28 protein-coding genes, 2 tRNA genes and 1 pseudogene are annotated in these 23,077 nt (G+C 61.5%); 15 read left to right on the plus strand and 16 right to left on the minus strand.

Annotation, left to right across the window (positions count from 1 at the left end; all coding sequences use genetic code 11):
- The gene (locus NKJ46_RS29950) at positions 1–312 is read left to right on the plus strand and encodes a cupredoxin domain-containing protein (RefSeq protein WP_352670273.1); all 312 of its coding nucleotides are present in this window, start codon (positions 1–3) and stop codon (positions 310–312) included.
- Between the two features lie 105 nt (positions 313–417).
- Here NKJ46_RS29950 and NKJ46_RS29955 read toward each other — a convergent pair whose 3' ends face one another.
- From NKJ46_RS29955 to NKJ46_RS29965, 3 genes are all read right to left on the minus strand, one after another.
- Entirely contained in the window at positions 418–1,638 is a 1,221-nt protein-coding gene (locus NKJ46_RS29955) for an anion transporter (RefSeq protein ID WP_352670177.1), read from the minus strand.
- Between the two features lie 58 nt (positions 1,639–1,696).
- A tRNA-Arg gene (locus tag NKJ46_RS29960) sits at positions 1,697–1,773 on the minus strand.
- Between the two features lie 49 nt (positions 1,774–1,822).
- Positions 1,823–2,128 (minus strand): ETC complex I subunit, encoded by a 306-nt coding sequence (locus tag NKJ46_RS29965; protein ID WP_352670180.1) that lies wholly within the window; start codon positions 2,126–2,128, stop codon positions 1,823–1,825.
- Positions 2,129–2,288: 160 nt separating this feature from the next.
- Between NKJ46_RS29965 and NKJ46_RS29970 the strand changes: the two genes are divergently transcribed.
- A tRNA-Pro gene (locus NKJ46_RS29970) sits at positions 2,289–2,365 on the plus strand.
- 123 nt (positions 2,366–2,488) lie between these two features.
- Here the strand turns inward: NKJ46_RS29970 and NKJ46_RS29975 are convergent.
- Complete coding sequence (locus NKJ46_RS29975; RefSeq protein ID WP_352670183.1) at positions 2,489–3,316, minus strand: alpha/beta fold hydrolase; 828 nt, start codon at positions 3,314–3,316, stop codon at positions 2,489–2,491.
- 127 nt (positions 3,317–3,443) lie between these two features.
- On the opposite strand from NKJ46_RS29975, the gene NKJ46_RS29980 reads away from it, so the two are divergent.
- Entirely contained in the window at positions 3,444–4,445 is a 1,002-nt protein-coding gene (locus NKJ46_RS29980) for a GlxA family transcriptional regulator (protein ID WP_352670185.1), read from the plus strand.
- Positions 4,446–4,515: 70 nt separating this feature from the next.
- On the opposite strand, the gene NKJ46_RS29985 is transcribed toward NKJ46_RS29980, so the two are convergent.
- Genes NKJ46_RS29985 through NKJ46_RS30010 form a run of 6 tightly spaced genes read right to left on the minus strand, consistent with a single transcriptional unit; the run spans position 4,516 to position 8,223 of the window.
- Positions 4,516–4,899, minus strand: coding sequence for a type II toxin-antitoxin system VapC family toxin (locus NKJ46_RS29985; RefSeq protein ID WP_352670188.1), 384 nt, complete (start codon positions 4,897–4,899; stop codon positions 4,516–4,518).
- Positions 4,896–5,153, minus strand: coding sequence for a type II toxin-antitoxin system Phd/YefM family antitoxin (locus tag NKJ46_RS29990; protein WP_095483249.1), 258 nt, complete (start codon positions 5,151–5,153; stop codon positions 4,896–4,898). Before NKJ46_RS29990 ends, NKJ46_RS29985 begins: the two co-directional genes overlap by 4 nt.
- Positions 5,154–5,208: 55 nt before the next feature.
- On the minus strand, positions 5,209–5,715 hold the full coding sequence (locus NKJ46_RS29995) for a hypothetical protein (RefSeq protein WP_352670191.1): 507 nt from the start codon (positions 5,713–5,715) through the stop codon (positions 5,209–5,211).
- A 15-nt stretch (positions 5,716–5,730) separates the two neighbouring features.
- Positions 5,731–6,432 carry a DnaA regulatory inactivator HdaA gene (gene hdaA, locus NKJ46_RS30000; RefSeq protein WP_352670194.1) on the minus strand — a complete coding sequence of 234 codons (702 nt, stop codon included), beginning with the start codon at positions 6,430–6,432 and terminating at the stop codon, positions 5,731–5,733.
- A gap of 5 nt (positions 6,433–6,437) precedes the next feature.
- Positions 6,438–7,694 (minus strand): AI-2E family transporter, encoded by a 1,257-nt coding sequence (locus NKJ46_RS30005; RefSeq protein ID WP_352670197.1) that lies wholly within the window; start codon positions 7,692–7,694, stop codon positions 6,438–6,440.
- Positions 7,666–8,223 carry a CDP-alcohol phosphatidyltransferase family protein gene (locus NKJ46_RS30010; protein WP_352566705.1) on the minus strand — a complete coding sequence of 186 codons (558 nt, stop codon included), beginning with the start codon at positions 8,221–8,223 and terminating at the stop codon, positions 7,666–7,668. The genes NKJ46_RS30005 and NKJ46_RS30010 overlap by 29 nt, the downstream gene beginning before the upstream one ends.
- A 189-nt stretch (positions 8,224–8,412) precedes the next feature.
- Between NKJ46_RS30010 and NKJ46_RS30015 the strand changes: the two genes are divergently transcribed.
- The 9 genes from NKJ46_RS30015 to NKJ46_RS30055 all read left to right on the plus strand — a co-directional run bounded on the left by NKJ46_RS30015 (position 8,413) and on the right by NKJ46_RS30055 (position 13,705).
- Positions 8,413–9,057, plus strand: coding sequence for a glutathione S-transferase family protein (locus NKJ46_RS30015; RefSeq protein ID WP_352670200.1), 645 nt, complete (start codon positions 8,413–8,415; stop codon positions 9,055–9,057).
- Positions 9,058–9,168: 111 nt separating this feature from the next.
- A complete protein-coding gene (locus tag NKJ46_RS30020; RefSeq protein WP_352670203.1) occupies positions 9,169–9,756 on the plus strand; it encodes an Imm52 family immunity protein in 588 nt (195 codons plus the stop codon).
- A gap of 239 nt (positions 9,757–9,995) precedes the next feature.
- Positions 9,996–10,334, plus strand: a complete 339-nt coding sequence (locus tag NKJ46_RS30025; protein ID WP_352670205.1) for a hypothetical protein — start codon at positions 9,996–9,998, stop codon at positions 10,332–10,334.
- 110 nt (positions 10,335–10,444) lie between these two features.
- A complete protein-coding gene (gene purM / locus NKJ46_RS30030; RefSeq protein WP_352670208.1) occupies positions 10,445–11,509 on the plus strand; it encodes a phosphoribosylformylglycinamidine cyclo-ligase in 1,065 nt (354 codons plus the stop codon).
- The gene (gene purN / locus NKJ46_RS30035) at positions 11,506–12,213 is read left to right on the plus strand and encodes a phosphoribosylglycinamide formyltransferase (protein WP_352670211.1); all 708 of its coding nucleotides are present in this window, start codon (positions 11,506–11,508) and stop codon (positions 12,211–12,213) included. Before purM ends, purN begins: the two co-directional genes overlap by 4 nt.
- Positions 12,214–12,271: 58 nt before the next feature.
- Complete coding sequence (locus tag NKJ46_RS30040; protein WP_352670213.1) at positions 12,272–12,559, plus strand: type II toxin-antitoxin system ParD family antitoxin; 288 nt, start codon at positions 12,272–12,274, stop codon at positions 12,557–12,559.
- Positions 12,560–12,637: 78 nt separating this feature from the next.
- Positions 12,638–12,829, plus strand: a complete 192-nt coding sequence (locus NKJ46_RS30045; RefSeq protein WP_352670216.1) for a type II toxin-antitoxin system RelE/ParE family toxin — start codon at positions 12,638–12,640, stop codon at positions 12,827–12,829.
- A gap of 18 nt (positions 12,830–12,847) precedes the next feature.
- Positions 12,848–13,180, plus strand: a complete 333-nt coding sequence (locus NKJ46_RS30050; RefSeq protein WP_352670219.1) for a hypothetical protein — start codon at positions 12,848–12,850, stop codon at positions 13,178–13,180.
- 9 nt (positions 13,181–13,189) lie between these two features.
- Entirely contained in the window at positions 13,190–13,705 is a 516-nt protein-coding gene (locus tag NKJ46_RS30055) for a SixA phosphatase family protein (RefSeq protein WP_352670222.1), read from the plus strand.
- 118 nt (positions 13,706–13,823) lie between these two features.
- Here the strand turns inward: NKJ46_RS30055 and NKJ46_RS30060 are convergent, their stop codons facing one another.
- Positions 13,824–14,087: a DUF680 domain-containing protein gene (locus NKJ46_RS30060; RefSeq protein ID WP_352670225.1), complete on the minus strand. Its 264-nt coding sequence runs from the start codon at positions 14,085–14,087 to the stop codon at positions 13,824–13,826.
- Between the two features lie 276 nt (positions 14,088–14,363).
- Positions 14,364–14,600 carry a DUF680 domain-containing protein gene (locus NKJ46_RS30065; RefSeq protein WP_352670228.1) on the minus strand — a complete coding sequence of 79 codons (237 nt, stop codon included), beginning with the start codon at positions 14,598–14,600 and terminating at the stop codon, positions 14,364–14,366.
- Positions 14,601–15,034: 434 nt separating this feature from the next.
- Between NKJ46_RS30065 and NKJ46_RS30070 the strand changes: the two genes are divergently transcribed.
- The 3 genes from NKJ46_RS30070 to NKJ46_RS30080 all read left to right on the plus strand — a co-directional run bounded on the left by NKJ46_RS30070 (position 15,035) and on the right by NKJ46_RS30080 (position 17,070).
- Positions 15,035–16,009: a hypothetical protein gene (locus tag NKJ46_RS30070; RefSeq protein ID WP_352670231.1), complete on the plus strand. Its 975-nt coding sequence runs from the start codon at positions 15,035–15,037 to the stop codon at positions 16,007–16,009.
- Positions 16,006–16,302, plus strand: a complete 297-nt coding sequence (locus tag NKJ46_RS30075) for a DUF6161 domain-containing protein (RefSeq protein ID WP_352670234.1) — start codon at positions 16,006–16,008, stop codon at positions 16,300–16,302. Before NKJ46_RS30070 ends, NKJ46_RS30075 begins: the two co-directional genes overlap by 4 nt.
- Positions 16,303–16,401: 99 nt before the next feature.
- Entirely contained in the window at positions 16,402–17,070 is a 669-nt protein-coding gene (locus NKJ46_RS30080; protein ID WP_352670237.1) for a hypothetical protein, read from the plus strand.
- 490 nt (positions 17,071–17,560) lie between these two features.
- Here the strand turns inward: NKJ46_RS30080 and NKJ46_RS30085 are convergent.
- The 4 genes and pseudogenes from NKJ46_RS30085 to NKJ46_RS30105 form a co-directional block, all read right to left on the minus strand.
- Positions 17,561–19,784, minus strand: a pseudogene (locus NKJ46_RS30085) (cation:proton antiporter domain-containing protein).
- Between the two features lie 189 nt (positions 19,785–19,973).
- Positions 19,974–20,672, minus strand: coding sequence for a DUF2270 domain-containing protein (locus NKJ46_RS30095; protein ID WP_352492634.1), 699 nt, complete (start codon positions 20,670–20,672; stop codon positions 19,974–19,976).
- 56 nt (positions 20,673–20,728) lie between these two features.
- Entirely contained in the window at positions 20,729–22,837 is a 2,109-nt protein-coding gene (locus NKJ46_RS30100; protein ID WP_352670246.1) for a molybdopterin-containing oxidoreductase family protein, read from the minus strand.
- Positions 22,838–22,879: 42 nt separating this feature from the next.
- Positions 22,880–23,077: a hypothetical protein gene (locus NKJ46_RS30105; RefSeq protein ID WP_352670248.1), complete on the minus strand. Its 198-nt coding sequence runs from the start codon at positions 23,075–23,077 to the stop codon at positions 22,880–22,882.

The raw sequence follows: 23,077 nt of genomic DNA on the forward strand, positions 1-23,077 counted from the left end.
ATGTCGAGGCGGCATCTGTGGTTTGCGCTGGCGCTGACCATCGGCGCCGCGCCGGCCAAGGCCGAAACCATCGAGGTGACGATCGACAAGCTTGTGTTTTCGCCGGCAAAGATCGAGGCGAAGGTCGGCGACACAATCAGGTGGGTGAACAAGGACGTGTTCGCCCACACGGCAACCGTCAACGGCGGCTGGGAAGTGATGATCCCGCCGAAGAAGGCGGCGAGCCTGACGGTGAAGAACGCGGAATCGGTCGATTATTTCTGCCGCTTCCATCCGAACATGAAAGGCCATCTCACGGTGACGTCGCCCTGACTGGCTACTGCATGTCGCGCAAAGTGTGCAGCGGTTTTGCCATAACGACATGTATAAAAAGAGCCTGAAGCGCGTCGCATGCGGCCGATCGAATGCGACGCGCTTTTAGGCCGCCAGCCATGCCGTCCCGACAAGAAGCGTGACCAGCGTCAACGGCAGGCCGACCTTGAAGAAGGCGATGAAGTCCAGCGGTTTGCCAGAGACCCGCGCGTGCTCGGCGACAATCAGGTTGGCGACCGAGCCGAGCAGCGTGAAATTGCCGGCCAGCGTCGAGCTCATGGCGACGACCAGCCAGGCCCGGTCGGGGTTTTCCAGTCCGGGCACGAACGGCTTCAGCGCCAGCACGGCCGGGACATTGCTCATGATATTGGAAAGCACTGCGGTGAAGCCAGACAGCCGCCAGACATCATTCAGCCCAAGGTCCTTTGCCGAAGCGACGATGTCGGGCGTAAGCAATGTCTTCTCCGCCCCGGCGACCACGATGAACAGCCCGGCGAACATGAACAGCAGCGGCCCATCGATCTCGCGATAGATGCGCTCAGGCTTGATGGCGCGGGTCAGCAACAGAATCGCGCCGCCGATCAGCGCTGCCTTGGCGACCGGAACGCCGGCAAAGAAGGCGATCGCCAAACCGATACAGACGACCACCGCCTTCAGCACCTGCCCCGGCAGCATGCGGCCGCGATAGACTTCGGGGCTGAGCTCGGCCTTGCGTGAAAATTCAGTGCGGTAGACGATGCGGATGATAACGATGACGGCGACGAGGCCGAACGCCGCGACCGGCGCAAGCGCCGCCGAGAAGGCCGGATAGGAAATCCCCGACAGGGCGCCGATGACCATGTTCTGCGGATTGCCGGTGATGGTGGCGACACTGCCGCAATTGGATGCGGTCGCCGTGGCGATCAGGTAGGGAACCGGGTTGCGGTTGATGACGCGGGTGACATGGACGACGATCGGCGCCATGACCAGGCAGATGGCATCATTGACCAGGAATGCCGACAGGACGCCGGTCAACAGCGTCACCATCACCAGCAGCATGAACGGCGCATGCGCATGCTCGATGGCGAACCCGCCGAGCGCGCGAAAGGCGCCCGACACTTTCAGATGCGCCACGACGATCATCATGCCGAGCAGAAGCGTGATGGTGTCGAAGCTGATGGCGCGGTAGGCGTCTTCCATATCGAGGGCGCCGATGGCGATCATCGCCGCACCGCCGAGCAGCGCGATGCCTGCCCGGTCGAGGCGCAGCCCGGGTATCCTGCCGATGGCGACGCCGGCATAGGTCAGGACCAGGATCAGCAATGCCGCCGCGCCCATCGCTGTCATGTGTCGGAAATCCTGTGCGACTGGCGAGTGAACCTGTCCGGAATGGACCTGGAAATATTGGCGATCCCGACAGGATTCGAACCTGTGACCATCGGCTTAGAAGGCCGGTGCTCTATCCAGCTGAGCTACGGGACCGCTGGCCGGCCGCGTGACCGGCGGATTGTGCCGGCAGGGCCGGTATGGATCAATGCGTCCAGGGCGTCCTGCGGTCATAGCGGAAATTCTCCGCATAGGAAATCTGGCGGCGCTTGATTTCCTTCGGCTCCTCGACGCGGAAAGCCAGCCCTTCCTTCTCGGCATAGGCGACCGCCTCTTCTCTTGTGTCGAAGGTCAGCCTGATCTGGCTTCGCATGTCGCCGGACGTGGTGTAGCCCATCAGCGGATCGATCTTCTTGCGCTGCTCAGGATCGAATTCCAGCACCCAATAGCCGGTCTTGGCCTTGCCGGACTGCATCGCGGTTTTGGCTGGGCTGAAAATGCGGACTGACATGACCACCTCATTGCTGGTTGCAAGCACACGACCCCGAGACCGGATTACTGTTCTCTGGCCATGCACTAGCCCGTCATTACTGCGCAATGCCGCCGGCAGCAAGGCCGATGGCTTTTTACGCTTGCTTTGGCGGGCTGAAATCACTAGGCAACAGACCGTTCGGAGTGTAGCGCAGCCTGGTAGCGCATCTGGTTTGGGACCAGAGGGTCGGGAGTTCGAATCTCTCCACTCCGACCATTCATCAAGCAAATCTCGTCGGCAGGGCAAGCGGATCGCGCTCTAGCGTGTCTCCATCGCCGGTCATGGTTAAGCGACGGACGGACAGCACGAGCCCGCGCTGCCCGTCCGACATGTAAGCCGTCAGCCCTGGATGAAGGCCAGCAGATCCGGATTGATGATCTCCGGGTGGGTGGTGCACATGCCGTGCGGCAGGCCCTTGTAGACCTTGAGCGTGCCGTGCTTCACCAGCTTGGCCGCAAGCAGCGCGGAATCGGCGATCGGTACGATCTGGTCGTCGTCGCCATGCATGATCAGGACGGGAACCTCGATCTTTTTGAGGTCGTCGGTGAAATCGGTCTCCGAGAATGCCTTGATGCAGTCGTAATGGGCCTTGGCTCCGCCCATCATGCCCTGGCGCCACCAATTGTCGACGGCGCCTTGCGAGACCTTGGCGCCCTCGCGGTTGAAGCCATAGAACGGGCCGGCCGGCACATCCCTGTAGAACTGGGCGCGGTTAGCGGCCAGAGCCGCGCGAAAGCCGTCGAAGACTTCGATCGGCAAGCCGCCGGGGTTGCTGTCGGACTCGACCATGATCGGCGGCACCGCGCCGATCAGCACCGCCTTGGCAACACGGCCTCCGCCGCCGTAATGCGCGACGTAACGCGCCACCTCGCCGCCACCGGTCGAGTGGCCGATGTGGATCGCGTCCCTGAGATCGAGGTGCGCCACCAGCGCCGCGACGTCGGCGGCGTAAGTGTCCATCTCGTTGCCGGTCGCGGTCTGCGACGAGCGGCCGTGGCCGCGGCGGTCATGGGCAATGACGCGGTACCCCTTTTCGAGGAAGAACAGCATCTGGTTGTCCCAATCATCGGCGCTCAGCGGCCAGCCGTGATGGAACACGATCGGCTGGCCTTTGCCCCAATCCTTGTAGAAAATCTCGGTGCCGTCATGGGTGGTGAATGTGCTCATTTTCGTAGTCCTTGATCCGAAAATTGGAGTTGCCGTTGGAGGTTTTGGTCCTTCGGCTGGACAAATATTGAAGCACGGTCATTATGGGGATTGGCAAAACGGACATCGGGCATGGCAAAACTGACAAATGAGCGTCGCACGTAAATCGGTCGAGATCGGCCTTGTCCTGTACCCGGGCGTGCAGGAAGCAGCCGTGCTCGGCCTGACCGATCTTTTCATGCTGGCCAACCGGCTGGCAGCCGATCGGTCGCTGGACGCGTTGAGGCTTCGCGTCAGCCATTGGCAATTGGAGAACGCCGGCCAGACCGTAGTCCGCACCTTCGACAGCGACCCCGGCGCCGACAATGAACCAGCCATGGCTATCGTCCCGCCGACCTTGGGAGATCCGATCGCTCGGGAAGCAGCCGCGCCCTATGCCGGCTGGCTCAGGGACCGTCATGCGGCAGGGGCGACGCTCGGTTCGGTCTGCGCCGGCGCCTTCGTGCTTGCCGAGACCGGCCTGTTGTCCGGTCGCGCGGCGACAACGCACTGGGCCTATCGCGACGCGCTGGCGCTACGCTTTCCAGACATCCTGCTCGACGCCGACAGGCTGGTCATCGACGATGGCGACATCATCACCGCGGGCGGCTACATGGCCTGGACCGACCTCGGCCTGAAGCTGGTGGACAGGGTGCTCGGGCCGACCGTTATGATGGACACGGCGCGTTTCATGCTGGTCGATCCGCCGGGCCGCGAGCAACGTTTTTACAGCCCGTTCGCGCCACGGCTGACCCATGGCGACGAAGCGATCCTCAAGGTGCAGCACTGGCTGCAGGCGAACGGCGCGCGTGACGTGACGCTCGGCGCCATGGCAGAGCAAGCCGGGCTGGAGGAGCGGACTTTCCTGCGGCGCTTCCGCAACGCCACCGGCCTCAAGCCGACCGAATATTGCCAGCACCTGCGCGTCGGCAAGGCGCGCGAGATGCTGGAAACCACGATGCGATCGATCGACCAGATCGCCTGGGAGGTCGGCTATGACGATCCCGGCTCCTTCCGCAAAGTATTCGCCAGGATAACCGGGCTTGTGCCCGGCGACTATCGCAAGCGCTTCGGCACGGAACGCGCCGCCCTGTCGGACGGCGGGAACTGAACGTGGCAGCGGTGGCGGCTCGACCCGGGCAGCAAAGCAAAATCGCGCCTATGGTCCTTGCCTTGCTTCCTTAGAGAGCGCTTTCGATATCGGTCCTCGAAAAATCGTCGCCGACATAAAGCAGGCGGCAGGCATGTTCCTTCGCCACTTCATAGGCGAAGCAGTCACCGAAATTGAGCGCGGCCGAGTGAATGCCCTTACCCCATTTTGCGTAGGCCTCGGCAATGCGACGCGCAGAGGCCGGCGTCACTGCCGCGATTTCGAAACCAAGCCCGTCGATCAGGCCGGACAGCTCTTCGCCGACATTTCGCCGCGACGCGACGATCAGCGCTTCTGCCACGGTGCCGGCGGAAATCAGAATTTCGTCTTCGGCCTCGAGCGCCGCGATGCAGACATCAGCCTCCGGCTCGTCAAGAACGATCGCCATCAGCGCCGAGGTATCGACCACGATCATTCAGGCAGGCCATCATCGCCGTAGAGGAAATCCTGGCTTCGCGCGGCAGATGGCCCGGCCTTCGCCCTCGCGGCGCCGGATGCGCGCATCGCCTCCAGCAACGCCCGACGGCTTTTCCTGTCCGGCACTGCCTTGACGGGAACTAGGCGCACGGCCGCATGACCGTGACGGGTCAGAATGATCTCGTCACCTGCCTCGGCACGACGCACCAGTTCGGTCAACTGCCCCTTGGCGTCTGTAACGGATACCTGCATGAGCCGCTCCTCTATGGACCATCCTCTGGTCCATATTTCAGCGAAAATAGACCATTCAACGGTCCATTACAACGGCCACAGGTAAGCTCGCCGGGAAGAGAACCCCAACCGCCTCAACTCCCGGCGAGCCTACTACCTGATTTGATACGCAATCAGGACCGGGATTAGCCGGCAAGCTGTCAGGTGCAAGACAGATGCCAGGTTTGTTTCCCGAAATGAGACACCGGCCGAGGTAAGAACTAGGTATATGCACCTTCCCCGGCCCAGCCAAAAACCATTGGCCGTAGTTCTTCAAGGGCGGCTTGCAGCATTTCGGGAGATGCGTGGCGTTCCTCTCTGTAGCGCTTTTAGGATCCAGCACCGACGCCACAATGGTTACGTTGCCGTTGGCGTCAGGCAAATCGAGCCACAACTGAGCACGACGATTGCCATTCTTGTCGTAAACCCAGATAGAACGGACATCGTCGTCGCGATATTTAGTGGCGACCCGTATTCCGTGCCGATTTGCCCACGACATTAGAAACGGATCAATGATGTCGTATGAACTGAATTCAGATGCCATTTTGTATGCCGTCCCCTAAATCTCGAACTCGCCCTGCCCTTCGTCCATGGCGCTGACGGTCTCGGCGGCGAGCGCCCGCGTGATCGGCGTCTTGCGCTCGAGCGCGGTACGGTCGAGCCGTTCGACCACCCGCATGGCAGTGGCCAGCGAGCGCTCGATGCGGCGCACCAGATATTGCACGACATGCGGCTCGACCTCGACCTGTCGATCGGCGAACAGCTTTGTGATGACGCCGGCCAGCAGAAGATCGTCGGGCTCGTGGATCTCGACGGTCGCCGCGGCCTTGAGCCGCGACGCCAGGTCGGGCAGCCTGACGCCCCAGGCGGAGGGAAAGCGGCGCGCCGTCAACAGCAAGGTCGAGCCGGCGCCGCGCACCGCATTGATCAGGTGGAACAGGCCATGTTCGTCGACCGGGCCGGCATCGACATCGTCGATCAGGGCCGGGCGCGCGCCGAGATTTTCGATGCAGTCGCCGATGCGGCCCGCCTCCACTTTCACCGCACCGGCGCGGGTCCGCCAGATCGAGGCCAGGTGGGTTTTCCCCGAGCCGGCCGGCCCGGCCAGCACAACGACCGGCGAGGGCCAGTCCGGCCAGCGGTCGACAAGCGCAGCGGCCTGGCTGTTGGTGCTGGAGACGACGAGTTCGTCGCGCGAATAGCCGGTGCCGTGGCCTAGATCGAGCGGCAATTGACGCGGCGGATCGATCTTGTCCGGCATATGGCTCAACCGCGCGCGCCCCCGCGGCGCCGCACCTGCAGCGGCGGCACCGGCTCGTCGGAATGGCCCTTGTAGAGCGGCGATTCGAGGTAGCGCGCGATGGCGAAACGCACCAGAACGGCAACGGCGGCGGAAGCCGGTACGGCGATCAGCAGGCCGACGAAGCCGAACAGCGCGCCGAAGGCAAACAGCGCAAACATTAGCCACACCGGATGCAGGCCGACGCTTTTGCCGACCAGCCTGGGCTGCAGGATGTTGCCCTCGATGAACTGGCCGACGAAGAACACGCCGGCCACCGCCGCGATCATGGTCCAGTCCGGCCAGAACTGGACGAAGGCGACGCCGACGGCCAGCACCAGGCCGGTCAGCGAGCCGACATACGGGATGAAGGAGATCAGCCCGGCGAACAGGCCGATGAGGATGCCGAAATTCAGTCCGGTCAGCGTCAGGCCGGTGGCATACATGGCGCCGAGCACCAGGCAGAGCGTGCCTTGGCCGCGCACGAAGCCGGCGGTCGCCGTGTTGATGTCCCTGGCGATCGTCCTGACGGTCTTGACATAGTCGCGCGGCACCCAGCTGTCGACGATTGCCACCATGCGGTCCCAGTCGAGCAGCATGTAGAAGGCGACGACCGGCGTCACCACGAACAGGCTGACGACCGAGACCAGCGCCACGCCGGAGCTCCAGATCGAGGTGAAGACGGTGGTCAGCAGGCCGAAGCCGGAGGTCAGCAGCGAGTTCAAGCCCTCGCGCAGGCCGTTGGCGTCGACGCCGAATTTCTCTTCCAGCCATTTCGGGTCGAAGCTGGTGATCAGGCCCTGCAGACGGGTCAGATAGTCCGGCAGCTTGCTGGCGAAATCGGCCATCTGCGAGGCGAGCACCGGAACCAGGATGACGACGGCCAGCACCAGGACGACGATGAAGGCGATGAGGATGACCACCGTCGCCATCAGCCTGGACAGGCCGAGACGCTCCAGCCGGTCGGCGACGGGGTCGAGGAAATAGGCGAGCACCATGCCGGCGACGAAGGGCAGAAGGATGCCGCTGAAGACATAGAGGAAGACGGCAAGAATGATGGCGCTGACCAGCCAGAAGCGGATCTGCCGTCGAAACGACGCCGATGCCGAAGCCTCCGCCGCCGCGGCTTCAGCCTCGGCGTCGATGGACCGTTCGTCAGGTGCCCGGTGTTCAGGTGCCCGGTGTTCGGGTGCCCGGTGTTCAGGTGCCCCGCGTTCAGGTGCCGGGTGTGGAGCCTTCGCCATAGCCGCTCATATGCCTCAGCCAAGCCACGAGATAGGCCGCGGCCGAAGCCACGGTCAAGACCCCGGACAGCAATATGAGGGCCGGCCTCAGGGGATCGAGACGGATGTCGAAGGCGAGTTCGCCCAACACCACTGCCGCCAGCACGATCTGGATCGCGGTGTTGGCCTTCGACACCAGGAGCGGCTTCATCTCGACGGGATGCGCCATGACGGTGGACAAAAGCACGGCGCAGACGATCAGTGCGTCGCGCGACACCATGGTAACGACCAGCCACAGCGGCAGTTCGCCGCTGAAGCCCAGGACCACGAAAACCGAGACCAGCAGCAGCTTGTCGGCCATCGGATCGAGATAGGCGCCGAGGCGGGAAAACTGATTGAAATGGCGGGCGATGAAGCCGTCGACCCCGTCGGAAATGCCGGCAACGAGGAAGCCGGCAAAGGCCCAGTCCCAGCGTTCCTGCAGCATGGCTAGCACCACGGCCGGCACCAGCACGAAGCGCATGATCGTGATCATGTTGGGGATGGTCAAACGCATATCCCGTCGCTCTTGTTTGTCGATACATGATGGAGATGGAGGGTTACGGCAAGTGAGAAGCGACACACAAGCTGCCAATCTCCCCACAATGAAATAGGTCAAGACCGACGTCGATTTCGGTGAGGCTCATTCGTCTCACGATAGGAAGCCGAAGAAATTCGCCCAGGCAAGGAAACGGACGCGATGACAATCACTATCACAGCATTTGAACGATCGCCTGATGGCGGCAAAGGACTGGCGCGCGATACGCGTGTTCGCTGGGCGCTCGAAGAAGTGGGGCAGCCTTATGAAGTTCGTCTTGTTTCCTTCGCAGACATGAAGGCGCCCGACCATCTGGCCATCCATCCCTTCGGCCAGATCCCCACCTATGAGGAAGGTTCTCTCTCGCTGTTCGAGACCGGCTCGATCGTCTTCCATCTTGCTGAGCAGCATGCGGGCCTGCTGCCGAAGGATCGCAATGCCCGCGCGCGTGCGATCACGTGGATGTTTGCTGCACTTAACACCGTCGAGCCGCCGATCCTCGAATTAACGACGGCAAGAATATTCGAACGCGACAAGCCTTGGAGCCAGGAGCGCTTGCCGTTGGTAAAGGACCGTGTTCGCGCTCGGCTGGACAAACTCTCGGCCCACTTAGGCGTCGCCGACTGGCTCGATGATACGTTCAGCGCGGGCGATTTATTGATGGTATCTGTGCTGCTGCGACTAAGAATGTCCGGGATTTTGGACGAATATCAAAACGTGGCTGCCTATGTAGCGCGCGGGGAAGCTCGGCCGGCTTATATCCGGGCTTTCGCCGCGCAATTTGCGATCAACGCAGAGGGGGCGTGAAGGATAGCCAGCATTGAACTAACCAAATGGAAGCGAGCCCGAAGCTCGCGCGCTCTCCTTTGGCGACGCCGGTCAAGAAAGCTGGTACGTCTCCCGTGTTCGAGGGGCACTATGTCGATCAACATCCATGTCTACTGGGGGCCGAGGAGAAAGGACGCCGAAGAGCTGGTCCCGCAGCTCCAAGGGCATTTCCGGGCCTTGGACGAAGCCGACGACAGGTTCGCGAGGTGGGCCCCGCTCGGCAGATCGCTCAAAAAAGCAATCGCCTCCGAGCCGGTCAACACCTCGTCGCGCGAGGTTCTCCATCGCTGGCTGTTAAAGGGCCAGAACAAGACGGACATGCCTCCGAGACAGCCCGTTCCTGAACTGGGATACAATGTGTCGCTGTGGAACCAGCGCGAGGCAAACACAGAGGCGTCCACATCAGTCCATTGCGGTTCCTTTTCCAAATATCTGTCCGAAGACAGCCAGAACAATGCTTCGCTGGAGTTTAGCTACATAGCTGGAGCCGAACCGGTGAATACAAAGGTTTTGCTCGGCCTATTTCTCAAGTTCATTGACATCTGGGAACCCAGTTGGGGTTCGATCTGGCGGCACGTTCATGAGGGACATCCAGCCGGGACGCCTTGGAACCCAAGACATGTCCAATATGCCTTCTTCCAGTCACCGGGGGACGCGGGCACGATGAACGGTTTATAGGACAGCAGCAGACCCTCCCCAAGGGAGGTCGCCTCTGGACGGACGAAACGGCAGTGCCTTTCCTGGAGGAGACGTAGAGCCCGGTATTCCGCTGCCGTCCTTGCGAGGCGCTGCCGCCCGTGCGAAGAACCACTGAAAGCAATAGCTTATTTCCCCGCTGCCGAACGATGATGGCGCAGAGAATCACAATCGCTTGGCGAGTAACGCTTTGCTATCTGGCCGGACTGACGGAAAGTCTCTTGGTCTTCGCATCGTTCGGAGCTCCGCACCGTAACGTGGCAGCGCAAGATCTTCTGTGGGCCTTCGCTCTTGAGCTGGCCGTGGGCGTGGTCGTCTCTTGGCCCCTCTGGCTGACGGCCGCTGTCGTGGCGTTCGTTTTCGCGAGGTCGGTCGCTGCAAATCCGGGTCTGTGGGCTGCCGCGGCGGCTTTGGTCGCCGCCGGCTTCTCGTATGGAATGCTGCCCTTCGACGGCGAAATCATGTCTCTTGCCACCGTCGGTGGCCTCGCCGCAATTCTGGCAGGGACTTCTTTTTACTGTTGGAGTGTATCGTGCCCGGTTCCGCCGGTATCCAACTGAAAACACCATCATCGCGCGCTTGCCTTGCGGGGCAAAACCGTTCATGCGAAGAGCCCGCAAGCGAATGAAACCAGCGACAGGCAAGCGCAACAGATGAGCAGGCGCCGGAAATGAGCAAGCGCAAGAACGGGCTCACCTATGCCGAAGCGGGCGTCGACATCGATGCCGGCAATCTCATGGTCGAGAAGATCAAGCCGCTGGTGCGCGCCACCCGCCGGCCGGGCGCCAATGGCGAGATCGGCGGCTTCGGCGGCCTGTTCGACCTCAAGGCCGCCGGCTTCAGCGATCCGGTGCTGGTGGCCGCCAATGACGGCGTCGGCACCAAGCTGAAGATCGCCATAGACGCGGGCAAGCACGACACGATCGGCATCGACCTCGTCGCCATGTGCGTCAACGACATCGTCGTGCAAGGCGCGGAGCCGCTATTCTTCCTCGACTATTTCGCCACCGGCAGGCTCGATCCCGACCAGGGCGCTTCGATCGTCGGTGGCATCGCCGAAGGCTGCCGACAGGCCGGCTGCGCGCTGATCGGCGGCGAGACGGCAGAAATGCCCGGCATGTATCACGACAAGGATTACGACCTTGCCGGCTTTGCAGTTGGTGCCGCCGAACGCGGCCAGCTGTTGCCGACCGACGACATCGTCGAGGGCGATGTGCTGCTCGGCCTCGCCTCGTCGGGCCTGCATTCGAACGGCTTTTCGCTGGTCCGCCGCATCGTCGCCGTCAGCGGCCTTGGCTGGAGCGATCCGGCGCCGTTCAATGACGAGGCGACGCTGGCCGAGGCGCTGCTCGAGCCGACGCGCATCTACGTCAAGTCGATCCTCAAGGCGATCCGCAACACGCATGGCATTAAGGCGCTGGCCCATATCACCGGCGGCGGCTTTCCCGAAAACATCCCGCGCGTTCTGCCCAAGGATTTTTCGGCCGAGCTCGATCTCGGCGCCATCGAGGTGCCGCAGGTGTTTTCGTGGCTGGCCAAGACCGGCGGCGTCGCGCCGGAAGAGATGATGCGCACCTTCAATTGCGGTATCGGCATGATCCTGGTCGTCGCCTCCGGCCAGGCGGCGCAGGTCGCCGCCGTGCTGCAGGAGGCCGGCGAGACGGTGACGCCGATCGGCCAGATCGTACCGCGCCGCGATGCCGGCGTCATCTATCGGGGCTCGATCGGCCTATGAGCAGGAAACGCACCGTAGTGCTTATTTCGGGGCGCGGCTCCAATATGACGGCGCTGATCGCGGCGGCGAGCAACCCGGCCTATCCGGCCGAGATCGTCGGCGTCGTCTCCGACCGCGCCAATGCCGCCGGCCTGGGCATCGCCGCGGCGCGCGGCATCGCCACCAGAGTGATTTCGCGGTCCGACCATGCCACCAAGCAAGCGCATGATGAGGCGATCGATGCGGCCCTTGTCTCTTTCAGCGCCGAGATCGTCGCGCTGGCCGGCTATATGCGCATCCTCGGCGCGCGTTTCGTCGAGAAGTGGCAGGGCCGCATGGTCAACATCCACCCTGCCCTGCTGCCTGCCTTCAAGGGGCTGGATACGCACGCGCGGGCCATCCGCGCGGGCCTGCGCATCCATGGCTGCACAGTGCATTTCGTCACGCTCGACATGGATGACGGGCCGATCATCGCCCAGGCCGCCGTGCCTGTGATGGTCGGCGACAACGAGGATACGCTGGCCGCGCGCGTGCTCAAGGCCGAGCACCAGCTCTATCCGCTGGCGCTGGGGCTGGTCGCCGAAGGCAAGGCGCGAATGGAAGGCGGCCGCACGGTCTTTTCGCGCTTCGCCGACGATGCCGACAACGCCACGTCGGTGGTGATCGCGCCCGACCCGATGCGCGAAGAGACCGATCTCGAGCACCTGGCGCGGATCACGCCGTAAGAGTCAGTTCTTGAATCGGGTAGCAAATTTGCTACCGTCTTCGCGAGGAGACGGCTTGATGGCGACAGTCGAAAAAGTCAGCGTAGCGCTTTCCCCGGAACTGCTGGACATGGTCAAAGGCGCGGTGGCCAGCGGGCAGTACGGTTCGGCAAGTGAAGTGATCCGCGAGGCACTGCGCGAATGGCGGCGTCGCCAGCCCTTGCGCGAGGCCGAAGCGGAGCGGTTGCGGAAAGCCTGGACGCAAGGGCTGGAGAACGGTCCGTTTGCGCCGTTCGACATCGAGGACATAAAACAGAAGGCCCGCAGCCGGTTGGGCAACACTAGCAAAAACCGGCGGAATGGCTGACATCCGCGTTGTCCGCAGCCCGGCGGCAGAAGACGATCTGATCGATATTTGGATAGCCCGCTTGCCGCGGACCGCTTTTTGGATGCTATTGCCGAGCGCGTCGTGCAATTGGGGACATTCCCGGAATCCGGTCCCAAGAGGCCCAACATCGCTGCCGATGTGCGGGCGTTGACGATCGGCAATTATCTCGTGCTTTATCGGCTGGCCGAACAGCGCGTCGAGATTGTCCGCATCGTACATGGCGCACGCGATGTCTCGGCGTTGTTTTGATGGATTGCGGACAAGCAAATGGACGTTTTCGACAGCGCGATCCGGACAAAGCGTGATCTCGCCGGCGTCTTCGAGTACGACGAGGCGGACGATCCGAAAAGTGCCACGGCATATTTTTATCTCTGTCGGATCGAGGACGGGCGAGTAGGTCCCGTCGTCGGTGCAATTCACGTTCGATCGGGCGATTGGGCCATTACTGAAGCAGACATTTCGGTCAGTTGGGATAAAGATGAACGGCGTGTAGGCCTGTTCATCTTTGGTACGCTTTGGGCGAGTTTTGATACCGTCACGGGTGCAAGACATGGCGGCGGATATGGGAAAGACTTTCAGCCCGGCATCCCTTGGACTTGAGTTGAATCCATGAAGCAACTGCTGCTCCTGCGTCACGCCAAGTCGAGTTGGGACGATCCCGATCTCATCGACTTCGACCGGCCGCTGTCCGGGCGCGGGCTGAAGGCAGCGCCGCTGGTCGGACGCGAACTGGCCCGGCGCGGCTGGCTGCCGGAGCTGGCGCTGGTATCGCCGGCGCTGCGCACCCGCGACACGTGGCGGCTGCTCTCGGCGGAATTGCCGGCGAAGGTGCAGGCCAAATTTGCCCAGGCGCTCTACGAGGCAGCAGCGGCGGACATCCTCGCCAAGGTGCGGCAAGTAAAGGCGGGAACCGGAACGCTGCTGGTGCTTGGCCACAATCCCGGGTTGGAGGAGTTCGCGCGCGGGCTTGCCGGGGCTGGATCGGATGAAGCGGCGCTGAAGAAGCTGGCGGAAAAATTTCCGACCGCGGCCCTGGCCCGTTTCGACGTCGATGGCGATTGGGCCGGTCTCAGCTTCGGCAGCGCCCGGCTGACGCACTGCATTTGGCCGAAGGATCTTCGCTAAGGAATACCTGGCAGGCCGGGGGATCGCCGACCTTTCGGCCAACCCGGCTTCGCACAAACAAGAGCGGCGGGCCAAGCCCGCCGCTCTTTGTGCTCCGGGATTTGAGGAACTATCGGCCCTAGTTGCCCCGGCCAGATTGCGGCACTACGGGTTGATCCGTGCCGAACCGGGTCGTCGCCCCGGTGTCGACGGCGTTGTGCTCAGCCGTCAGCGGCTTGCGGATGGAACCGGTAAACCCGCTGTCGATAGTGCCGACAGGCGCATTGCCAACAGGCGTGGCCGGCTGGTTGACGCCGTCCGAACCATAATGATCGCTGCCGGCAAAGGCGCTGCCCGTGGCGATGAGGACGATGGTGGCGACGGTAAGAGCAATCTTGGTCATTTCAGGTACTCCAGTGTACTGGTCATTCGTGAGTTGTCGTTGCTTTCGACGCATTCGAGATGAGAGCGCTGTCCGCGCCGACGAATACGCACCCGGCTTTTTTCCGAAGTGCACGTTGCTGGACGATTTCAGCAACCGAGATTGTGGCTACAGATGAAACCTGCAATTCAAAGTATTCGATTGGCGCAGGATGCTATCCGGCGCGCACCCCGTTGACAGGTGAAAGCAAGAGTAGCGGGCCAGGCCCGCCGCTCTTGTATTCCGGGGCCGTGATAATCAGCGGCCCCAGATGCCTTGGCCGGATTCAGGCGCCACCGACTCGGAAGTCGTCTTGGCACCGGTATGCTCGGAAGTAACCGGCCTGCGGATCGAGCCGGTAAACGTGTTGTCGACGTTGGCAGCAGCAGCAGCGGCCGGCTGGTTGACGTTGTCCGAGCCATAGTGGTCGCTGCCGGCAAAAGCAGTGCCGGTGGCAACAAGGAGGGCGGCGGCGGTAAGAGCGATCTTGGTCATTTCGGGTACTCCGGTAGGTCTTTGGTCTGTCCGTCAAGTGGCGTGCCTTGGGAGGAATTCGCGTCGCTCGGACCACCCCGAGATGGGTCGGCAAGCCTGTCGTTTCCAATCACGAAAATTTTGTACGGGTGCGCTAAATTGGCCGCTTGAAATTCGACATGCGGCTCCTGTCGCCACAATGTTCTTATTTCTTTTCAATCGGTTATGCCGACAGGCGCAATTTGCAGTGCTGATCGCGCGGCGAGTAAGAGAGATCGGCACCACCGCCACATGCCGGAATGCAGACAGCGCGATGCCGAGCCTCTCGTGGCGGGAGGGGAGAGAATTTTCTGCCACTTGCGCAATATCGCGCTCTGAACGACCATAGTATTTAGCGCTTGAGGGGAATCAGAGTGGACGCGATTACTTATAACGACGTCAGATCGATTCTGAAGATGAACAGCTACGACCCTGGCGGCCAAAATTCGCGCGAGGCAACTTCTCTTTATGCTCAGCAGCAGACTGAGATTTATAAGGGAATTGTCCAGGCTTTTGCGGAAAGGATGATCCGCCTTAGAAACAATGAGACCGATCTCTATAGCAGCCTTAAGGATTTCACGGATGGCTTGATCAACCATGCCACAACCACTGCGCCTGCCACAGTGCTTGAAGTCGAAGGTCGAAGCGTTCTTTTTTCTGAAATCCCGATCGTTACCAATGACTCGCTCGACGAAGCTGTGAAGCTGAGTAAGTCTCGGCCACAAAGCCCTGAAGACATCGCTGCAGCTTTCGCTGCGGGCCTGATCTACGAGATGGGGCGATTTGTGAAACCGAGTATCACAAACACGCCATTTGCCGTCATCCGGGAGTTGGGCAGTTATTCCGCCTGGAGAGTTGTGGAAGATGCCCCGCTTGATGGAACAGGCATTATTGCTGAGAGGTTGGCTGAGATCACATCCAAATCTAACACCCTCATTGACGACGTAAGAAGCCAAGCAGCGCTGACTTCTAATAACCTTCGAGAAACCACTGAAAGTTTGACCGAGCGCGCGAACGGTGCACTGGAGGCAGCAGAAAATGCCGCGAAACAGGCAGGAGCCTTTGAGAATCGGGCCAAGGATCTCAGCGGGCAGATCGAAGCGTTCCAAGCGGCCATCGACGCTAACACGCAAGATGCAGAGAACAAGCTCTCCAGCTTCCTCGACTCGGCGAAGGCGAGATCTGCCTATCAGGGCGTAAGGATGTATTGGACCGATCGTGCAAGCGCCTCCTGGTGGGCACTTGTGACTTCTGGCTTTGTCCTATTCATTCTTTTGGTAGTACTGCCGGCATGGGCGATTTACGACAATGATGCAGTCATCGTGCTACTAAAGCATCTAACTGAGGCAGCTGGCATTGAAAACAGCGATGTAACGAATCCGTTGTCTTGACTGTCGCCACAGTTAGCCGATTGGTGGTGGTCACAATACCGCTGGCGCTTTATTTTTGGCTGATTAGACTCGTGGTCCGGTTCAATATGCGATCTATGCTGTTGATGGACGATGCGCGTCAGCGAGCCACGATCATTGAAACGTACTACAAGATGATCGAGCAGCAAGCGGCAACGAAGGAGGATCGCGCGTTGATCCTGCAAGCTCTGTGCAGGCCGCCGCCAGGACATGGCAGCGATAGTATCGAACCGCCGAACTTTACTGAGGTCATTGACAAGGCGATAGGGAAATGACGCCGCCTCGATACTGGAGCACATCGAACTGCGAGCTAGCTTGCAGCGCCTGTTGCCGAAGGCTGGCCGCACGGTAGGATCAGGCGGGAGATTTCCGAAATGGAAAGACACGAAGCATGGTTTGTGGCCATTACCTCGGCAGTCATAGGTTTCATCGTGGGAATGGCTTGGTCCGACCTCAACCATCAAGCCAGATGGCTTTACGATTATCAGACGCTTTTCGCGGGCGCTTTGGCAGTCGCTGCAGCGTTCATAACGGTCAATGCCATGAACAAGACCGAAGAGCGCCAGCAGAAACGACATGACGAGTTAATTAAACTCAATTTGCGAAGCGATAGGCTTACAGCAGAACGCGCGGGCTATCTGGCGAACTATTTTCTTGGAATTGCCAATGACGCAGAAAGCGCGGCGGGAAACTACAAAAAGTTCGAAGTCAAATCCCCTCCCCGCCCGACTAGTGAAGAGATTAACAAGCTAAAGATCTTTTGCGATCGTATCGAACTTGGACTTGAGATGAAAGCGATCGAGTCCGGCGTTCGTCTCTTTGGGCCGGAGATGACCTCGAATCTTGAAGTTATGACGCTTATGGTGAGGAATTTCAGGCCGAGATGGGTTCATATCAAGGAACTGATGGGTAAAAAAACGACCGAGGCGGGACGTTCGCTTGCCCATGAACTCAAAACGATCGCCATAGACGCCGTGATAATTCAGAAGCAGGTGCGAAATTTTGCCGAAGGACTGGGAGATCTGGCGAAAATTTACCAATAGCCTCGCCGCTTATCCTTCCCATGTGCATGCCATGGTCGCCCTGCGACTGCCATTCGGTGCGAATGCCGATGCCGCGATAGAAAGTCTCGCCGTTTGATCGAACCTTCTGGAATTGCTTCATCTGACCGTCAGGACCTTCGAAGCTGCGCTCGGCCGATTTGGCGAAGCGCTTTAGGACGTCGAGCGATTGAAGGCGAACACGCCTCCCGCCCCGGGCGAACTTTTCAAAGGCGTGATACAGGTCAATCAGCTTTTCCTTCTCGTCGGCTGCCGGTCACATGGCGGGGTCGCGTCGCTTCCTGCCCAGGCAAAGACCGCGTGGATCTCGGCGCTAGCTAGCGCAACAGTTCCCGGTCGATCGGGTCGCCGATCTGGATCGTCAGGGCACCAGCAAAAGCCGGCACCAGATGCCGTTTGAATCGCCGTCGATTTGCGGCTTCTGGTTTCCGGACAGGACGATCTGTTCTCGATTAGCTGATGCGCCATGAAATCACGCTGCCAGCTCAGTGCCAGCGGCGTCATGCTTGGGCCGCGCGCTGGCCAGAAGCACGACGGGGCAGTTGCAGGCGGCTAAGACAGCGCCGGCGGTTTCGCCGAAGAACAGGTCCTCACCCGGACGTTGGGTGACGCCCATCACGACGATCGCCGCGCCTTTGGCCGCCTCCCGGGTGATCGCCTTGTCGGGTGTGACGCGGGTATGGAACGCTGTGTCGATATGCAGGCCGTAGCGGCCCGCCAGATCGGCGATGTCTTTCAGCACGGCCTCCTCGCGGCTATGCGACACGGATGTCGACCTGCGGCCCTTGGCTGCCCTTTGCGAGACGTAGAGAACCTTGATCCGCGCCCGGTTTGGACGGGCCAGGGCCAGCGCCAAGTCGGCGGCGCGACGCGCCACCTGGGTACCGTTGACGGGGACGAGAATGCTGGTGCCGGCCTTCAGCGTCGGCATCTTTTCGGCAGCATTGCCGCCGTTCAGGACCAGGCAAAGCGGGCCGTCAAATCCTGCGGCAATGTCGTTGAGGGCCGGCGCGAAGGCGCCATCGACGGTCAGCACATTGTCAAGGCCGACCAGCAACAGGCCGTATCCCTTGCGGGCCTCCTCGGCGATCGTCTCACTCGTGGCCTCCAATTCGGTGCGGGCCGTCAGGTGGACTTTATCGACAAGCGTATCTTCGATCCGTTTCACCGCCTGAGCGCTTTTTCTTGCACCCTTCTTGATTTCCTGCAGGGCGCGCTCCTGTCCCTTGCTGTCGGTTGGCCTGTCAATTCGGCCGTCTTTCGGCTGAAGCAAGGTGGTGGGCAGGCGAAGCAAGGTGGTGGGCATGCCGCTGCCTCCACCGACCAGTCCGGCGAGATAGGCAGTGAACTTGCCGATCCTGCTGTCGTCGACCAGCACCAGCAGCCGCTCCAGCCTGGAAATGAAGCCGTATTCGTCCAACGCCTCGCGCTCGACACGCTGCTGCTCGTCATGCCCAACCGGCAGCCGGCCGAGCGCCCACCGCAGCATCGGCGGCATGGCCAATGTGGTGATCACGGCCATGGTGACGATCATGGTGAAGAGATTGTGCGATAGGATGTTCATCGACAGGCCGATGCTGGCGACGATCACTTCGGTCGAGCCGCGCGCGTTCATTGCACTGCCGACGGCGATTGCTTCCTTGAACGACATGGCGGCGAGCTTGGCGCCGATGAACGCGCCGCCAAACTTGCCGATGCTGGCGATCAGCACGAGAGCGCCCGTCAGCATGGCAAGCGTCGGATCGGCGAGCACGGTGAGATCGGCGGAAAGCCCCGCCATGCCGAAGAAGATCGGCATGAACAGCGCGGTAATGACGCCGCGCAGCTGGCCTTCGATATGGCTGGAGAGGATGGGCGATTCACCGACAAGGATGCCGGCGACGAACGCCCCCAGCACGGTATGGACGCCTATCATGTTGGTGATCAGCGCCATCACGCCCATGATGATGAGGATCATGGTGATCACCGCAAACTCGCTGCGGAATTGATCGTTGGTCCAGCGGATCAAGGTGAAGACAAGACGGCGGCCAATGGTGAAGGAGAACACCATGAACAGTGCCACGGCGGCGATGGTGGTCACCAGCGGTACGAGCTGCAGCCTGCCATTGGTGGCGATGCCGAAGGTTACGGCGATGACCAGCCAGCCGATCGTGTCCTCGATGATTGCCGAGGAAATAATCACCTGTCCGAGGTTGCGGCGCATGAAGTTCATCTCGCGCACCACCATGGCGACGATCTTGACCGACGAGATCGACAGCGCGGTGCCCAGGAACAGCCCGGCGACCGTGCGTTGCGTGGGGTCAGGCAGCAATGCGTCCGGCAGGAACTGCGCCAGCGCGAAACCGAAGATGAAGGGCACCACGACGCCGGTAGCCGAAAATGGAAAAACAGGCCGCGCCAACCCGGCGCACCAGCCGCAGGTCCGTCTCCATGCCGGTCAGCAAAAGCAGCATCAGGATGCCGAGCTGCGAGACCGCGTCGATCATGCCCTTTTGCGCGGGATCACTGGGAAATATCAAATGCTGGGCCGACGGCCACAGCCAGCCGAACAACGAAGGACCGAGCAGGATACCGCCGATCAGTTGGCCCATGATTGCCGGCTGGCCGTAGCGCTGCAGCACTTCGCCCAGGCCGCGCCCGACAAGCAGCAGAAGCACGATCTCGGCGACGAAAGCGCCTTCGCCCGAACCACCCATGCCGGAGGCCTTGGTCCCGGCAACGAGCGTCTCCGCCGCCCAGACCGCGCCTGCGGGAACGAAAGCGCAAACCAACAGCGCCAGGCTGGAACGTGTCGGAGCCTGCCAAGCCATGAAACCCCCATCGCCCAATGCACGTGTCCAACAACGCGCGACAGGGCGTTGCGTTGCCAGACAGCCGTTGCGTTGCTAGACGTGGACGTCACCGAAGGAGAGTTCGCCGTCGTCGCTCTCCGTCAGGAAGGCTGTCACCAGCAGGCCGGCATAGAGGACGGCGACCAGCACGACGATGACGGCGCCCGGAATTGGACCCAAGGCAGCACCGGTGACGGCCTCACGCATCGACCCGACGAAGCCAATGCGGACGCCTTCGGTCAGAAGACTAGGGGTCGACAGTTTGAGGATCCAGGCCAGCAGCAGAATCAGCAGCATGTAGATGTAATTGCGACGCAGGCGGCGCGCCAAAGCCACGCGTTGCGAAATCAGGAATTTCGGCGCGCGCAGGCTCTCGCCGACGATCAACAGCCAATCGGACGCGAAGTCCGGCTGCGGCGAGAATATCTGCGCGAAATAGTGCCGTTCGAACTGGCGCACGCGAGCCCGATAGAAGTCGAAGAAGCGATATCGGCGGGCCTCTATCCACAGCAGCAGCAGGACAAGCAGCATGGCAAACAGCAGCACGCCATGGTGAGCGCTGGCTGTCGAAAGCGAGACTGAGAGCATCGCCGCGACAACCGTTATCGCCCAGTTGCTCGTCCGGTCCAGGCGGTCGCGCCACCCGGCCATGCGCGCAATCTCGGCGCGATGAAAGTGCGACATCGTGGTTACGAGTTCGCCGGACGACAGTGTCCTTCCGATGGGATCCGGCGCCGGCAACACTTCTGCCATGACAATGCCTCCACCCGCCACGCGAAAACGGCCGGATGGAGATATCGTTCCGACGCTCAATCCGCCGGGCGCAGCCAGACCTTGTTGTCGTGGAAGGCGGCACCGCCATAGGGCGCCGGCGCATCGGCGCCGGTCAGCACGTTGATGCCCTCGCCACGCTCATGGGCGCTGTTCGGCCAGATGCCTTCGGCGACGACGACGCCGCGCTTGATGCCGTCGAACAGCTTTGCGTGCAGCACTACCTCGCCACGCCGATTGCCGACCTCGACACGGCCGCCGTCGGCGACGCCGAGTGCCGCCGCATCATCGGAATGCAAGAGCAGCTGCGGCCGGCGCTCTTTTGCCTGCGACACCGGCGTTTCGGTGAAGGTCGAATTGAGGAAATTGCGCGCCGGCGAGGTGGTCAGCCGGAACGGGTGCGCCTCGTCCGCCACCTCGATCAGATCGACATGATCGGGGAATTCGGGCAAGCGCGCCACCGGCCCGAACAGGCCCATGCTTTTCGGTGGCCGATTGGGTGACGCCTGGCCCGTCCAGTCAGCACGAAAATGAAACTTTTTGTCGGCATGACCGAAGCCTTCCAGGAAATGCGCGGCCGCGAAATCCGGCTGCAAATCGACCCATTTCTGCTCTTTCAGGCTCGAAAAGCTGCCAAGCACGCGTATGCCCAGAATGATGTCGATATGCTGCTGCTCGGTCATGCCGAAGCCGGGACGGTCGGCGACACCGAGCCTTTTGCCGAGCTCCTCGATGACGAAATGATTGGTGCGCGGGCCTTCCGGCGGCTCGATCAGCTTCGGCCCGAGGGTGATGTGCTGGTTGCCGCCGCCCTTGTAGACGTCGTCATGCTCGAGGAACATCGTCGCCGGCAGCACGACATCGGCGAGCTTGGCCGTGTCGGTCATGAACTGCTCGTGCACGCAGGAAAACAGATCGTCGCGCAGAAAACCCTGCTTCACCAGCCGCTGCTCTGGCGCGACATTGACCGGATTGGTGTTCTGGATCAGCAGCGCAGTCACCGGCGGGCCGCCATAGAGCGCATCCTCAGCCCCGGTCAGCACCGGGCCGATACGCGAGTGATCGAGATGACGGATCGCGGGGTCGCGCATCCGCGTGCCTTCGAGCAGTTCCTGGTTGAGCTTGAAGATGCCCGAATTGGTATGGAAGGCGCCGCCGCCCTCATATTGCCAGCAGCCAGTGACCGCCGCGATCGAGGCCGCGGCATGCATGTTGACCGAACCGTTGCGCTGCCGCGAAAAACCGTAGCCGAGGCGGAAATAAGTCTTCTTCGTCGTGCCGATGAGACGGGCGAAGGCCTCGATTTCGTCGACGGAAAGCCCGGTGATATCGGCGGCCCATTGCGGCGTCCTCGTTTGAAGATGCGCCTCCAGACCATGCGGATCGTCGGTGTATTTTTCCAGATAGGCGCGGTCGGCCATGCCGTCACGGAACAGCACGTGCATCACCGCGCAGGCCAGCGCGCCGTCGGTTCCGGGCTTCAGCACCAGGCCGAGATCGGCCTGCTTCATCGTCGCATTTTCGTAGACGTCGATGACGACGATCTTGGCGCCGCGTTCCTTGCGCGCCTTGATGGCGTGGGTCATCACGTTGACCTGCGTGACCACGGCATTGGTGCCCCAGATCACCACGCAGTCGGACTTTGCCATCTCGCGCGGGTCGGGGCCGCGCAGCGCGCCGGCGCCCATCATCCAGCCGGTCCAGGCCAGATTGGTACAGATCGAGCCGAAGAAGCCGGAGTATTTTTTGGCGTGCCTGAGCCGCTCGATGCCATCGCGCTGCACCAGCCCCATCGTGCCGGCATAGTAATAGGGCCAGACCGTCTCCGAGCCGTATTTTGCCTCCGCCGCGATGAATTTTTCGGCGACGAGGTCGAGTGCGGCCTCCCAGCTCGCTTCCTTCCATACGCCCTCGCCCTTGGCGCCGGCACGGACCAGCGGCTTCAGCAGGCGGTCGGGATGGTGAATGCGATCGGCGTAACGGGCGACCTTGGCGCAAATGACGCCGGCCGTATAGCTGTTGGCCTTGGCGCCATGGACGCGGCCAATACGCCTGGCGTCGAGCAACTCGACCTCGAGCGCGCAGGTCGAAGGGCAATCATGCGGACAGGCCGAATGGCCGATTTTGAGCTTGGCGTGCTGATTCATGGGCGCAAACTAGCCGGTTGTGATAGTGGCGTGTAGGGCCAGTTACACGCCATCAATGCGCTTGAGCAACGCGTTGTAGGCGCCGCATTTCGGGCAATGCATGTGGCGCTCGACATGCGATGATCCGGCTCCGGCGTTGATGACCAGCAGATTGCCGTCTCCACACTCAGGGCATTTTACGACAGCTTCGGAATTGACGGCCAAAACCTTGGCAGCTTCGATCCATAGTTTTGCCGACAT

The sequence above is a fragment of the Mesorhizobium sp. M0166 genome, assembly GCF_040322255.1.
In the GTDB taxonomy this organism is placed as follows: Bacteria; Pseudomonadota; Alphaproteobacteria; order Rhizobiales; family Rhizobiaceae; genus Mesorhizobium.